13 protein-coding genes, 3 tRNA genes and 1 pseudogene are annotated in these 13296 nt (G+C 61.4%); 8 read left to right on the top strand and 9 right to left on the bottom strand.

What is annotated here, in order from left to right:
- The first annotated feature begins 243 nt into the window (after positions 1-243).
- Positions 244-320, top strand: a tRNA-Arg gene (locus JCM21793_RS20205).
- Positions 321-605: 285 nt separating this feature from the next.
- Here JCM21793_RS20205 and JCM21793_RS20200 read toward each other — a convergent pair.
- Together JCM21793_RS20200 and JCM21793_RS20195 are read right to left on the bottom strand one after the other, a co-directional pair.
- The gene (locus JCM21793_RS20200) at positions 606-1919 is read right to left on the bottom strand and encodes an MFS transporter (RefSeq protein ID WP_025031524.1); all 1314 of its coding nucleotides are present in this window, start codon (positions 1917-1919) and stop codon (positions 606-608) included.
- Positions 1919-2200, bottom strand: a complete 282-nt coding sequence (locus JCM21793_RS20195; RefSeq protein WP_007010327.1) for a metal-sensing transcriptional repressor — start codon at positions 2198-2200, stop codon at positions 1919-1921. The genes JCM21793_RS20200 and JCM21793_RS20195 overlap by 1 nt, the downstream gene beginning before the upstream one ends.
- Positions 2201-2313: 113 nt before the next feature.
- On the opposite strand from JCM21793_RS20195, the gene JCM21793_RS20190 reads away from it, so the two are divergent.
- From JCM21793_RS20190 to JCM21793_RS20180, 3 genes are read left to right on the top strand one after another with little or no spacing between them, the layout of a single operon-like run.
- Positions 2314-2664 (top strand): hypothetical protein, encoded by a 351-nt coding sequence (locus JCM21793_RS20190; RefSeq protein ID WP_025031523.1) that lies wholly within the window; start codon positions 2314-2316, stop codon positions 2662-2664.
- A gap of 48 nt (positions 2665-2712) precedes the next feature.
- On the top strand, positions 2713-3450 hold the full coding sequence (locus JCM21793_RS20185) for a HupE/UreJ family protein (protein WP_007010325.1): 738 nt from the start codon (positions 2713-2715) through the stop codon (positions 3448-3450).
- Positions 3451-3463: 13 nt separating this feature from the next.
- A complete protein-coding gene (locus JCM21793_RS20180; protein ID WP_007010324.1) occupies positions 3464-4195 on the top strand; it encodes a hypothetical protein in 732 nt (243 codons plus the stop codon).
- 174 nt (positions 4196-4369) lie between these two features.
- Here JCM21793_RS20180 and JCM21793_RS20175 read toward each other — a convergent pair.
- The 3 genes from JCM21793_RS20175 to JCM21793_RS20165 form a co-directional block, all read right to left on the bottom strand.
- Positions 4370-4446 (bottom strand) — tRNA-Arg (locus JCM21793_RS20175).
- Between the two features lie 18 nt (positions 4447-4464).
- Positions 4465-4770, bottom strand: coding sequence for an ETC complex I subunit (locus JCM21793_RS20170; protein WP_007010323.1), 306 nt, complete (start codon positions 4768-4770; stop codon positions 4465-4467).
- Between the two features lie 78 nt (positions 4771-4848).
- Positions 4849-4925, bottom strand: a tRNA-Pro gene (locus tag JCM21793_RS20165).
- A gap of 419 nt (positions 4926-5344) precedes the next feature.
- On the opposite strand from JCM21793_RS20165, the gene JCM21793_RS28425 reads away from it, so the two are divergent.
- Together JCM21793_RS28425 and JCM21793_RS28420 are read left to right on the top strand one after the other, a co-directional pair.
- The gene (locus tag JCM21793_RS28425) at positions 5345-6913 is read left to right on the top strand and encodes an autotransporter-associated beta strand repeat-containing protein (RefSeq protein WP_025031522.1); all 1569 of its coding nucleotides are present in this window, start codon (positions 5345-5347) and stop codon (positions 6911-6913) included.
- Between the two features lie 44 nt (positions 6914-6957).
- Positions 6958-7989, top strand: a complete 1032-nt coding sequence (locus JCM21793_RS28420) for an autotransporter outer membrane beta-barrel domain-containing protein (RefSeq protein WP_025031521.1) — start codon at positions 6958-6960, stop codon at positions 7987-7989.
- A 146-nt stretch (positions 7990-8135) separates the two neighbouring features.
- On the opposite strand, the gene JCM21793_RS20150 is transcribed toward JCM21793_RS28420, so the two are convergent.
- The 4 genes from JCM21793_RS20150 to JCM21793_RS27270 all read right to left on the bottom strand — a co-directional run bounded on the left by JCM21793_RS20150 (position 8136) and on the right by JCM21793_RS27270 (position 10825).
- On the bottom strand, positions 8136-8345 hold the full coding sequence (locus JCM21793_RS20150) for a hypothetical protein (protein WP_007010321.1): 210 nt from the start codon (positions 8343-8345) through the stop codon (positions 8136-8138).
- 105 nt (positions 8346-8450) lie between these two features.
- Positions 8451-9140, bottom strand: a complete 690-nt coding sequence (gene hdaA, locus JCM21793_RS20145; protein ID WP_025031520.1) for a DnaA regulatory inactivator HdaA — start codon at positions 9138-9140, stop codon at positions 8451-8453.
- A gap of 4 nt (positions 9141-9144) precedes the next feature.
- Positions 9145-10296: an AI-2E family transporter gene (locus JCM21793_RS20140; RefSeq protein ID WP_025031519.1), complete on the bottom strand. Its 1152-nt coding sequence runs from the start codon at positions 10294-10296 to the stop codon at positions 9145-9147.
- Entirely contained in the window at positions 10268-10825 is a 558-nt protein-coding gene (locus JCM21793_RS27270; RefSeq protein ID WP_036541085.1) for a CDP-alcohol phosphatidyltransferase family protein, read from the bottom strand. The genes JCM21793_RS20140 and JCM21793_RS27270 overlap by 29 nt, the downstream gene beginning before the upstream one ends.
- Before the next feature lie 270 nt (positions 10826-11095).
- Here JCM21793_RS27270 and purM point away from each other — a divergent pair.
- Together purM and purN are read left to right on the top strand one after the other, a co-directional pair.
- A pseudogene (gene purM, locus JCM21793_RS27265) lies at positions 11096-12091 on the top strand (phosphoribosylformylglycinamidine cyclo-ligase).
- Positions 12088-12762 carry a phosphoribosylglycinamide formyltransferase gene (purN, locus tag JCM21793_RS20125; protein WP_025031518.1) on the top strand — a complete coding sequence of 225 codons (675 nt, stop codon included), beginning with the start codon at positions 12088-12090 and terminating at the stop codon, positions 12760-12762. Before purM ends, purN begins: the two are co-directional and overlap by 4 nt.
- Positions 12763-13296 lie beyond the last annotated feature (534 nt).

Raw genomic sequence — 13296 nt, 5'->3', positions numbered from 1 at the left:
CCGCAGCCGCAAGGGCCTGACCGGCGCGGGAACACGCCACCGCAGCGCGCTCCGGCAGTCAAACAGGGGCGTGCGCCTCCCCCGCTCTTCTTTCCGATTTTGACCGGCCGGGGGATGATCCGGGCGCGCCATGATAGGATTAGCGTGTTCGAAACACCGGCAGTGCGATTTCATCGTTGATGCGCGCCAACGCTTCGGCTATGAAAGCCACGCGCTGGCGCTTCGCCGCCCTAGCGTCGGCCAGCACCCGTAGCTCAGCTGGATAGAGCGCTGCCCTCCGAAGGCAGAGGTCACAGGTTCGAATCCTGTCGGGTGCGCCAATAAAATGATCGCAAATTCAACGACTTTACGCCAAAGTGGTCTTTCTCGAAAACGCTGTGAAACCAGCTTGCCAAACTCTGGTGACAAGCGTGGAGTTTTCGACATGACCTTATTCAGACAGCGCAATGGGCAATAGCCGGCACGGCCAAGACGTAACGGTCAGCGTAACGCGATTGAGCACCCGCCCCCAATAGAGAATCAGCGCGTTCCCGAACAGCCGCCCCTGTCAGAGCGCCATCAGCGATCAGGGCGGCGGGAAGCCCACGAGCAGGAGCAGCGCATCCTCAGTGCTCCCGCGGCCATGTGGCATGCATGTCGTCGATGACATAGGCATGGGCATGACGGTGCCCGCGCCCGGTGTCGGCAAGATGGGGATGATCGGCCGGCAGATCGTCATGGGTGTGGGCGAGAACCACCGGGTCGTCGGCCGGCCAGATCGCCAGGGCAATGACTATGGCGATGGCCGCCACGGCGGCAAGGATGATCGCGGTGAACGGCAGGCCAAGCGCTGCGCCCGCCCAGCCGGCAAGCGGGTAGGCGATCAGCCAGAAGGCGTGCGAGAGCGCGAACTGTGCCGCGAACAGCGCCGGACGGTCCTCCGGATTGGCCGAACGCCTGAGAAGCCTGCCCGAGGGCGTCTGCGCGGTCGAATACCCGATGCCAAGCACGAACCACAGCGGGAGCATCCAGCCATAGCCGGGCAGCACCGCAGCCAGAAGTGTGCCGCCGGTCAGGAGCGAAGCCCCTGTCAGCATTGCAGTGCGGTCCGGCACCGTGTCCAGAAGCCGCGGCAGCGCCAGCGCCGCCGCCATCGAACCGCCGCCGAATGCCGCAAGCGACAGCGCCGTCGCCTGGTTGTCGAGGCCGAAGGCGGCCTGCACATAGACGACCGTGTTGACGATCACCAGTGCACCTGCCGAGGCGACGGCAAGGTTGACCGCGAGAAGCCCGCGCAGGCGCGGCGTTGCCAGATAAATACGGATGCCGCGCGTCGTGCGGTCGTAGATGCCGCGCGGACGGGCAGGCTTCGGGCTCGGCAGCGTTACCGACACGACAAGCGCGGCCGAGGCGAGAAACCCTATCACAGTCCCGGCGAACAGGCTGTGAAAGGTGATGAAGGAGAGCAGCGCCGCCGCCAGCATCGGGCTCACCACGCTTTCCAGATCATAGGCGAGACGCGAAAGGGAAAGCGCGCGCGTATACGCTTTCTCGTCAGGCAGGATGTCTGGAATCGTGGCCTGGAAGTTGGGCGTGAAGGCCGCTGAAGCCGATTGCAGCATAAAAATCAGGATATAAACCTGCCAGATTTCCGTGACGAAGGGCAGAAACACCGCGACGCCGGCGCGCACCAGGTCGAGTGCCACCAGCATGGCGCGGCGCGGCACCCTTTCGGCAAAGGCCGAAGCGATGGGCGCGACGCCCACATAGGCGATCATCTTGATCGCCAGCGCCGTGCCCAGAACGGCGCCTGCGTTCTCGCCGGCCAGATCGAATGCGAGCAGGCCGAGGGCCACCGTCGCAAGGCCGGTTCCCACCAGCGCGATAATCTGGGCAGCGAAGAGATGACGGTAGGTGCGGTTTCTGAGGATCGCCAGCATTAGAGATACTTCGCTATTTCCCTGAATTCATCGATCGACTGCCGCCGCTCGCGCGTCATGGGGCCGACCACCTCCTCCAGACAATGATCGAGATGATCCTGAATCAGCGTTTTCTTTGCCTGGGCGATGGCTTTTTCGACGGCATGGAGCTGCTGGGCGATGTCGAGGCAGGGCCTGCCGGCTTCGATCATCTCAATGACACCGCGCAGATGGCCATCGGCGCGTTTGAGCCGCTTGACGATCTGGGGGTGGGTTTCGTGCAGATGGGGTTGTGTGTTCATATGAATATGCTATCCCCCCGTAGAGGATATGCCAAGACACTGTGGCGGCAAAAACATCCGTTGAATACAACCGGTGGAGAGATGCGTTCCGATGCCAGGGAGAACCCTTAGTCATGCCTGAGCAGGCGCAAAGAGCTGTGCTGCACCTCGCCCTCGCCTTTGCGATGGCTCTGGGGTGGCTACTGCCTCACACTGCGCACGCCTCGTCGCCTGCGCGCGCCTTGTTCTCGACTGCCGAAATCGAACAGAGTGCCGGCAATCTGCACCAGCACGAACGGGCGGGTGGTCACACCGATCAACACAATCCTGCCGACCATGCCCACGAAACGCCGACGACACCGCCCGGCAACGGTGCCGAATTGCCACCGCCGGTCCAGGGCGCGGCGCCAATGCCGCCGGATAGGTTGAATTTCGACGCAACCTACCGGCTTGAACGTCCGCCGAGACCGATCGTCATCGCCTGATCTCGACCGCACATGCGGTCACAGTCAACGACGACGATTGGAGCCTCCATGCACAGACCTTTCCACAAGGGTCGGTCGCGCCATCCGCGCGCACGGTCCTTCATTATCCTTTTCTTCGCCCTTATCGGACTGGCAACCCTTGCCGGTCCTGCCTTCGCTCACGCCGTTGCCGAGGGAGACAAGGGCTATATTCAGGAGATCACCGGCATTCAGCTAATCCCCTTCCTCTACCTCGGAGCGAAGCACATGGTGACGGGATACGACCATATCCTCTTCCTGCTGGGTGTGATCTTCTTTCTCTACCGCCCGCAGCATATCGCCACCTATGTCAGCCTGTTTGCCATCGGCCACTCTACCACGATGCTGGCGGGCGTTTATTTCGACATCGGTATCAACAGCTACGTCATCGATGCGATCATCGGCCTTTCGGTCGTCTACAAGGCGCTCGACAACATGGGAGCCTATCAGCGCTGGTGCGGCTTTCAGCCAAACACCAAGGCCGCCACACTGATCTTCGGCTTCTTCCATGGCTTTGGACTGTCCACCAAGATCATCGAATACAACATCTCGCCAGAAGGCCTGGTACCAAACCTCCTCGCCTTCAACGTGGGTGTCGAGATCGGCCAGTTTCTGGCGCTGTCGGCGATTCTGATCGCGATCAGCTACTGGCGATGGAAACCAGGCTTCTGGCGCCACGCCTACACGCTGAACGTAGCAATGATGGTCGCGGGCTTCGCACTCACCGGCTACCAGATCGCCGGCCTTTTCGCCACTTCCGCTGCCTGAAAGGACTGATACCATGTACAATACCGACCTTCCACGCCGGGCGGACCTGCCGACCTCCGCGCAACTCAGGCGCTCTACCTTGATCGCAGCCCTGACGGCAGCGGCAATTCTCATCTTTGTCGTTCTGCCCTCTGAATACGGCATGGATCCTACCCGTGTGGGTCGCCTCCTCGGCTTGACTGAGATGGGAGAAATCAAGACGCAGCTTGCCCGCGAAGCAGCGCTGGACGCAGCGAGAGCGGGCACCAGCGGCGATGCCGAGATCATCGCCCGCCTCGACCGGATTGAGACCCTCATCGAGGGGCTTGCATCCGACGCCGGCGCAAATCCCCAGAAAGACGACCCTCTTGCCGGCCTGATTCAACAGCAGAGGCAAACGACCCCCGCCCCCGCGGCACAGACACAGCAGCAGGCGACAACGCCGGCCTCCGAATGGCGCGACGAACTTTCATTTGTCCTGACTCCTGGCCAGGGCGTCGAAGTCAAACTGGTGATGAATGAAGGCGAACGCGCCCGGTTCTTCTGGACCGCCAATGGTGCCAACGTGAACTATGACACACATGGCGATGGCGGCGGCAAGTCGGTTTCCTATGAGCAGGGCCGCGGCGTGCCCGAGCAGGCAGGCGTTCTTGAGGCGGCGTTCACCGGCAATCACGGATGGTTCTGGAGAAATCGCACAAACAGGGACGTAACCATCACGCTGCGCACCGCAGGCCAATATCTGAAAATCAACAGAATGATGTAAAGAGGCCACTCAAAAGGAGCGCTTCATTTCCGCCGCGGTGCAGATGCGCCGCACTGCGGCGGCTTTCCAACCCGAGCGGAAGCAGGCAGACTACCCATTTGCTCCGCAGATCGCGCAAACCATCGTTCCGGTATCAAATGTAAGCCATGTGACAAGAATGGACCCAAAAAACAATGGCGATCCCGGCAGGATTCGAACCTGCGACCATCGGCTTAGAAGGCCGGTGCTCTATCCAACTGAGCTACGGGACCGACGCGTGAACGCTGAATTCAGTGCGTCCACGGGGTCTTGCGGTCATAGCGGAAATTGTCCGCGTAGGAAACCTGGCGCCGTTTGGGCTGGTGCGGTTCTTCCACACGGAAGGGAATGCCGTTCCGCTCAGCATAGGCCACGGCCTCTTCCCTGCTTTCAAAGGTCAGGCGAACCTGGCTCTTCATGTCGGAAGAAGACGTGTAGCCCATAAGCGGATCTATCTTGCGCGGCACCTCGGGATCGAACTCCAGTATCCAGAGACCGGTCTTGGCCTTGCCGGACTGCATGGCCGTCTTGGCCGGGCTGAAAATGCGCGCAGACACGTCGTGAACCTCGTTTCCAGCAGGCGTATAAACGCCGAAACAGGCAGCATGCCGCTGTTCATGCAGCACGCAGAGCAATGGTCGGAGCGGCAGGATTCGAACCTGCGACCCTCTGGTCCCAAACCAGATGCGCTACCAGGCTGCGCTACGCTCCGAGGTCCGCTCTCCCTAGTGATTCAGTCCTGGTTTGGCAATAGGTGAAGACCCAAAAACCGAACAATCAATGCACCGTGGTGCGGGTGCGCGCAAAAGTCCCACGGAAACAAACCTGAAAACGCCTGGCGCCTGCCCGGCATGCGGCACATGCATGTACGACAACAAGGCTTCCCCTCCCCCTGCTTCACAGGTTGGCTAAAACGGCGCCTGGCAATCAAAACGTACTACCCCGCTTCCGCCAGAACCGGGTGCAGGATCACATGCACCTCCAAGATGTAGCCAAATACAACCTGGGAGTGATTAAATATCAGTTTTCCGTAGTATTTTGAAATACAATAAATTTTTGACAGAAATCGAGGCTTGTATTTCTTATACTGAAGAACCTAGATGCTCCAAAATAAAGCTGGAGCTTATAAAATTGCTGAACGATTCGAATCGGACACCTGTTTTCCGGGGCGTCAGAACCATCAATCTTGCGGCAGCGAAGAGCGGCGTACTTAGCTCGATCGTCCTGACAGGGGTATGCGGGCTTGCCGCAATCGACGGAATTTCCGCACAGGCGCAAAGCCTGGCTCCAATCGTTCTCAATAGCGGTACTTACGATCTGGGCGATGCAGAGCAAAGTGCGTCCAGCCTGTCCGGTACCGGCGGAACAATCACGACAGGCGGTTCCTCGGGCTCGCTGAACCTGAACCAGAACGTCGACACCACTTTCTCGGGAAACTGGAGCGGCCAGACGGATTTCTTCACGGATTACCTGCAGAAACACGGCACGGGAACGCTGACCTTATCAGGCAACAACACAACCACCGGAGACGGTGCGGTCGCGATATACGACGGCAGGATTGCTGTTTCAGGAGGCAACGCAATCGGCGACACGAACTTTGTGACGCTTTCTGGCTCCGGCGCGTTTGAGCTTCTGTCGGATGAAACGGTCGGCATGATCGGCGGCGGCTCATCCAACGGCAGGATTCTTCTGAACGGCAACACGCTTACGATCCATGGCGACGGGGTGCCGATATCCTCTGTGAGCGGGTATTTCGCCGGCTCCATCAGCGGAACCGGGAGCCTGATACTGGATGATGTCTCCGGCAGCGCGCTCGGTGTGTCGGCCCTGACGCTCGCAGGAACGAACACGTTCACGGGGCCCCTGACCATCAGATCTGGCAGCATTCTTCTCGTGAGCGGAACAGCAGTCGGCGACAATACGGATGTGGTTCTCTCCGATGACACGCGCGCTTCGCTCCGCGTGAACGTCTCCGAAACGATCGGTTCGTTGACGGCGGGGTCCGGGAGCAACATCAGCCTTCACAGCGGCGCGGTCCTCACGGTCAACGGAAACGGAAAATCCACCTCGGTCGACGGCAAGATCACAGGCGCGGGCGGGCTTGCCAAGCAAGGTACCGGCGTCCTCACGCTCAACGGCATTAATGATTATACCGGCCTGACCACCGTTGATCAGGGAACCCTGATCGTGGGCGACAGCGTGCATGCAAGCGCCCACGTTTCAAGCAGCATCCGCGTTCGCAGCAGCGCCACGCTTGGCGGTGTCGGAACGTTGAGCGGCACAATGATCGAGGCTGGCGGGGTTCACAGCCCGGGCAACTCGATCGGCACCCAGACCATCAATGGCGATTACACCAATCACGGAACGCTGGCGATTGAAGTGACACCGGCTGCAGCAGACAAGCTGGTCGTGCAGGGTGCCGTCGACATCACCGGCGCCACCCTGGCGCTGACGGGAACACCGCTGGCCGCGTCGGATTGGCCTATTCTGAATGGCCCCTATGTCGTCATCGACAATCAGGCGTGGATGCGATTACCGGCACTTTCGCCGATGTCACCAACAATCTCCTCTTCCTTGACGAGAAGATTGAATACACAGGCGGAGACGGCAATGACGTTACGCTGGAGCTCATCCGCAATGACGTTTCATTCGCAGGCATCGGGCGGACAGCGAATCAGCGGGCCACCGGCGCCGCTGTAGATGCACTTCCGGCCGGCGACCCAGTCTGGCGGGCCATCGTTTCAATGTCGGATGAAGATGCGGCGCGGACGGGGCTGAACTCCCTGTCCGGCCAGGCGCACCCTTCATTCCAGGGCATTCTCAACCAGAACAGCATTTTCCTGCGCAGCGCTGCCAACGAGCGTATCAGAACGGCTTTCGCAACGTCTGATCAGGGAATGCAGCCCCTTTCCTACGGGGCAGACGAAAACACGCCGGGCGCCGTGCCCAGCGGCACGCAGCCTGCTTTCTGGAGCGAGGCATATGGTTCCTGGGCGGATATCGATGATGACATGAATGCCGTGACGATGGAGCTTTCCTCAGGTGGTCTGTTCGCAGGAGCGGATGTTCAGGCTGGCGGGTGGCGCCTCGGCATTCTTGGCGGGTACGGGGTATCACAGCTTCGCGCGCCATCGATTTCTTCCTCGATTGACAGCAAAGACTATCATCTGGGCCTTTACGCCGGCACCGAAACGGGCAGGCTCGGAGTCCGGGCGGGCCTTGGCTATAGCTGGCACAGCATTGATTCAAGGCGGCATGTCCAGGCCGGCGCGCTCGCCAGCAATCTGAGCGCGAATTATGACGCTGCAACCCTTCAGGCCTTCGGCGAGGCGAGCTACAGGTTTGACCTTGCGGCAGCGAGCGTCGAACCATTCGTCAATCTGGCCTATGTGAACCAACGGTCAGACAGGTTCATCGAACAGGGCGGTACGGCTGCACTGTCGGTCGACGGCCAGTCCATGGATACGGGGATCGCCACTCTTGGCACGCGGCTGGAACACAGTTTCCAGTTCGCCTCGATACCGGCAACCTTCAATGCGACGGTCGGATGGCGGCATGTGTTCGGCGACGTAGCTCCAACAGCCGTTCACGCCTTTTCGGGCGGCTCGGAATTCACCGTTGCCGGTGCCCCGATCGCGCGAAACGCGGCGCTGATCGAGGCCGGGCTGGATTTCGATTTCACCCCGCAATCGACGGTCGGCCTTGCTTATCGCGGCCAGACATCCGGAGACGTGCAGGAGCATGGCCTCAAGGGAATGCTTGCTGTTCGTTTCTGATCAATAGGACATTGCCCCTCTTTCTCCGATTTGGGCCGGATCAGATAGACCCGACCTTTCACACATGAAAAGCCCCGCTTGCCCATCAGGCCGGCGGGGCAATACGTTTCTACCAGAGATGCGGCGGGATTGCCGCAAGTACCGCGCTATTCGGATGGCTTGGGTGTCTCTATCGTCACCTTGTCGGGAACATCGATATTGATGCCGCCACTCGTGCCACTGCCGATGAAACCACCAAAAAATAGAAAACCACCCAGAATCAGGGCAACGATCAGTCCGCCGGCGAGAAACCATCCAGCGCCACCACCGCTTCCGGTCGTGACCACCGTGGTGCGTTCCTTGCGTTCGTCACTCATAGTGCGCTCCTTTGCCTTTTGCCTGGCTTCGGGAGAACAAACAGAGTTGTGCGCAAATGGTTCCGTTCGTGCTTCAGCTTCGGATGCGGAGATACCGCGGCATCCCTATCCTTCGTTGAAGCCGCCGCCCGCTTCGAGTGCGTTCACCACCTCTGCGGCCAGGGGCCGGGTGATGCGCGTCTTGCGTTCAAGAGCGGCACGGTCGATGGCGTCCACCACGCGGATCGCGCTCGACAGGGAGCGCTCGATGCGGCGCACGAGGAACTGCACCACATGCGGTTCCACATCCACCTGACGGTCGGCGAAGAGTTTCGTGATCACGCCGGCGAGCAGCATGTCGTCGGGCTCGTCGATCTCCACGGTCGCCGCCGCCTTGAGGCGCGACAGGAGATCCGGCAGTCTGACGCCCCAGGCGCCGGGAAAGCTGCGCGCGGTCAGAAGCATGGGCTGGCCGCCGGCGCGCGCGGCGTTGATCAGGTGGAAAAGGCCGTTCTCGTCGATCGGCCCGCTGTCGATATTGTCGATCAGGATCGGCCGCAGCCCAGCTTCTTCGATCGCCGCCGCTTCGATCCCGTCGCAGGCTATTTCGGCCGCATCCGCCTCTTCCCGCCAAATGGCGGCGAGATGCGACTTGCCGCTGCCGGCGGGACCGGCAAGGATCACCACCGGTGCCGGCCAGGAAGGCCAGTTCTCGATCAGGGCGGCTGCGCGCGCATTGGCCGGTGTCACCACCAGATCATCGCGGCTCAGCGCTTCTCCCGGTGCCAAATCGAACGGTAGCTGGCGCGACGGCATGGCTTCAGCCCCGGGATTTCGGCGTTTTGGCCGGCGTTTGCGCGTGTCCGCTGTAGAGCGGCGAAGCGAGATACTGGTTGATGGCGAAGCGCACCAGAACGGCAACGGCCGCCGCCGCCGGAACGGCGATCAAGAGCCCCGCAAAGCCGAACAGATAGCCGAAGGCGAACAGCGCAAACATCAGCCACACCGGATGAAGGCCCACGCTCTTGCCCACCAGTTTCGGCTGCAGGATATTGCCTTCCAGGAACTGGCCGGAGAAGAAGATCGCCGCCACCGCCAGCACCCACCACCATTCGGGCCAGAACTGCACCAGCGCGATGCCGATCGACAGGCCGAAGCCGAGCAGCGAGCCCACATAGGGGATGAAGCTGATCAGGCCGGCGAAGAGACCGATGAGAAGCCCGAAATTCAGCCCGACCAGCGACAGGCCGGCGGCATAGAAAATGCCGAGAATGAGACACAGCGTGCCCTGCCCGCGCACAAAGCCCGCCGTTGCGACATTGATGTCGCGGGCGATCTGGCGCACCGTCTCCACATGGTCGCGCGGCACCCAGCTGTCCACCTTCTCGACCATGTGATCCCAGTCGAGCAGCATGTAGAAAGCCACCACGGGCGTCACGACAAACAGGCTCGCCACGTTGACGATCGCCACGCCCGAACTCCAGACCGATTTGAAGAGCGTGCCAAGAAAGCCCGTCCCCTGCGCCAGGATAGAGCTCAGATTGTCGCGCACCGCATCGGTTTCATTGTTGATCAGATTGTCGAGCCATTCCGGTTCGAGCCGGTTCGCAAGGTCCTGAAGCCGCGTCAGATAGTCCGGCAGACGGCTTGCGAAATCGGCAAGCTGGGTCCCCAGCACCGGCAGCACGATCATCAGGCCGAGCAGGACCGCGACTATAAAGCTGATCAGGATCACAACGGTCGCAGCAATACGCGACAGCCCCATTTTCTCCAGCCGGTCGGCAACGGGATCGAGGAAATACGCCAGCACCATGCCGGCCAGGAAGGGCAGCAGAATGGAACTGAAGACGTAGAGAAACAGGACGAGCCCCAGCCCCGCCAGGCCCCAGAAGGCGATATGGCGCGCCAGCGTCGGACGGGCGATCACCGGCCCGGCCTCGTTTTCAGCGTCCTTCGGCGTCACTTTCGGCATAACCACTCATATGCTTGATCCAGGCGACGAGATAGGCCGCTCCGGAAGCCACGGTCAAGAGGCCGGTGGCGACGATCAGCGCGATCCGCACCGCACCCGAACTGTATCCGAATGCGAGCTCGGCCAGAACCAGCAGCGCCAGCAATATCTGCGCCAGTGTGTTCGCCTTGGAAACGAACAGCGGCTTCATGGCCACCGGATGCCCCATGACATTGGCCAGAAGCACGCCACCGACGATCAGCGCGTCGCGCGACACGACCGCGATCACCAGCCAGAGCGGCAGCTCCATCATATAGCCGAACACCACGAAAACGCTGACCAGAAGCAGCTTGTCGGCGATCGGATCGAGATAGGCGCCAAGCTCGGTGCGCTGGTCGAAATGGCGCGCGATGAACCCGTCCACACCGTCGGAGATGCCCGCCGCCAGAAATCCAGCGAACGCCCAGCCATACTCCCCCGTCAAAAGGGCAAACACCACGCCCGGCACAAGGAAGAAACGCATCAATGTGATGATGTTGGGTATCGTCAATGGAAAATCTCCACCCTCGCCGCCCGCTGCCCTGCCCTTTTCGTTGCGGTCGGGGGCATTTTCGGGACACACTTATCGCAGGCTTTGACACATTGTAGGAGAGCGGCACGCTTTCAATAGGCCAGCCTGTTAATATCTCCCGCCTTGCGGAAGCGCCCCCTTCATGTCAGAAGCCGAAAAAAACGCGGCGGCGAGAACGAAATGGCTCAGGAACGTAAAAACGGCCTCACCTATGCCGATGCGGGCGTCGACATCGATGCCGGCAGCCGGATGGTGGAAAAGATCAAGCCCATGGTGCGCGCCACGCGCCGGCCGGGCGCCGACAGTGAGATCGGCGGCTTCGGCGGTCTGTTCGATCTGAAAGCAGCCGGCTTCACCGACCCGATCCTCGTGGCCGCCAATGATGGCGTCGGCACCAAGCTCAAGATCGCCATCGACGCGAACCGACACGACACGGTCGGCATCGACCTCGTTGCCATGTGCGTCAACGATCTCGTCGTTCAGGGTGCCGAGCCCCTCTTCTTCCTCGACTATTTCGCAACCGGCAAGCTCGACCCCGATCAGGCGCGGCGATCGTTTCGGGCATTGCCGAGGGCTGCCGGCAGGCCGGATGCGCGCTGATCGGTGGCGAGACGGCGGAAATGCCGGGCATGTATCACGGCGATGACTACGATCTGGCCGGCTTTGCCGTGGGCGCGGCAGAGCGCGACCGGCTTCTGCCCACCGGCGACATTGCCGAGGGCGACGTTCTTCTGGGCCTCGCCTCCTCCGGCGTTCATTCCAACGGTTTTTCGCTGGTGCGCCGCATCGTTTCCGATGCCGGCCTCGGCTGGGACGACAAGGCCCCCTTCGCGCCGGGCCAGACACTCGGTGAAGCGCTGCTCGAGCCAACCCGTATCTATGTCAAACCCCTGCTCGCCACGCTGAAGGCTGCCTGGGGCATCAAGGCGCTTGCTCACATCACCGGTGGCGGTTTCCGGAAACCTGCCGCGTGTTCTCCCCGATCATCTGGCCGCCGAGGTCGACCTCGATGCAATCGACGTGCCGGCGGTCTTTTCCTGGCTCGCCAAGACGGGCGGTGTTGCCGAGAGCGAAATGCTCTCCACCTTCAATTGCGGCATCGGCATGGTTGTGGCGGTTGCCGCCGATGAGGCGGCACAGATCGCGGCACTCCTCCAGCAGGCGGGCGAGCATGTCACCATGCTTGGCCAGATCGTCCCACGCCAGGCTGCCGGCGTCACCTATCGCGGTTCTCTCGCCCTATGACGCGCCGGACACGCAAAAGGGTAGCGGTCCTTATTTCCGGCCGCGGGTCCAACATGGCGGCCCTCATCGCGGCCGCCATCGACCCGTCGTTTCCAGCCGAGATCGTCGGTGTGGTCTCCAACCGCGCCGACGCCCGCGGTCTCGAGATTGCCGCCACGCACAGCATCCCCACAAGAGTGGTGTCATCGCGCGATTATGATGGACGCGAGGCGCATGATGCGGCGATCCACAAGGCGCTGACCGAGCTCAAGGCGGAAATTGTCTGTCTGGCTGGTTACATGCGCCTTCTAAGCCCGGATTTTGTGCAGAAATGGAAAGGGCGTATGATCAACATCCACCCTGCCCTCCTGCCCAGCTTTCGCGGGCTTGATACGCATGCCCGCGCACTTGCGACCGGCGTGCGCGTCCACGGATGCACCGTTCATTTCGTCACGCCGGAGATGGATGAGGGCCCGATCATCGCCCAGGCCGCCGTTCCCGTTCTCACCGACGATACGGAAGAGACGCTTGGCGAGCGTGTTCTGAAGCTTGAGCACCGTCTTTACCCACTGGCGCTCCGCCTTCTGGCTGAGGGTAGCGTGCGCATGTCCGACGGCGTCGCCGTCTTTTCCGGCGTCGATGACGAACGCCGCGACATTGCGATTGTTTCTCCCGGCGAACGCCGCGATTGAGGGGAAGTCCACCACCTTCGTCGTCCTCGAGCTTGACCCGAGGACCCATGCCGCAACAGCGGGGATAAACTCCTGCCTCCAGAAAACTGCCCCACTTTTTTCACCCGCACCCCATCACCACCGCAAAGGCATGAATCCTATGGTCAAGCCATAGGATGACGACGTTGGCGAAGCGCGTCCCCTCTTCGCTATTCCCCATTCCCTATTCGCTCTTTTCTCCCCCACCCTCAAAACCTCCACTACACTTCCCGCCATCGCCCCTGTCGGGAACCGGGTCCGGAGCCGGGGATCAGGAGGGGTGACGGCAGCCTCCCCCTCGGGTTCGGTGACCCGAGGCCTGTGAGGGCCCGCGAAAGGCCGGCGGCCGGCATCATGTCGGTTGCGGAAAAGCCGCTAGGGCACAGATCGCCCGAGTGACCGGTCGGCAGCCGGGACAGCGGCCGGCGGGGCGCGCTTTTCGCGCCACTTATTTCACAACAGAGAGGCACGAAAAACGCGCCCCGTTTCCCGAACGATGCAAACCCCGGCGGAACT

The organism is Nitratireductor aquibiodomus NL21 = JCM 21793 (genome assembly GCF_000615975.1).
Taxonomy (GTDB): domain Bacteria; phylum Pseudomonadota; class Alphaproteobacteria; order Rhizobiales; family Rhizobiaceae; genus Nitratireductor; species Nitratireductor aquibiodomus.
This window is presented reverse-complemented; position numbering and strand designations above follow the sequence as displayed.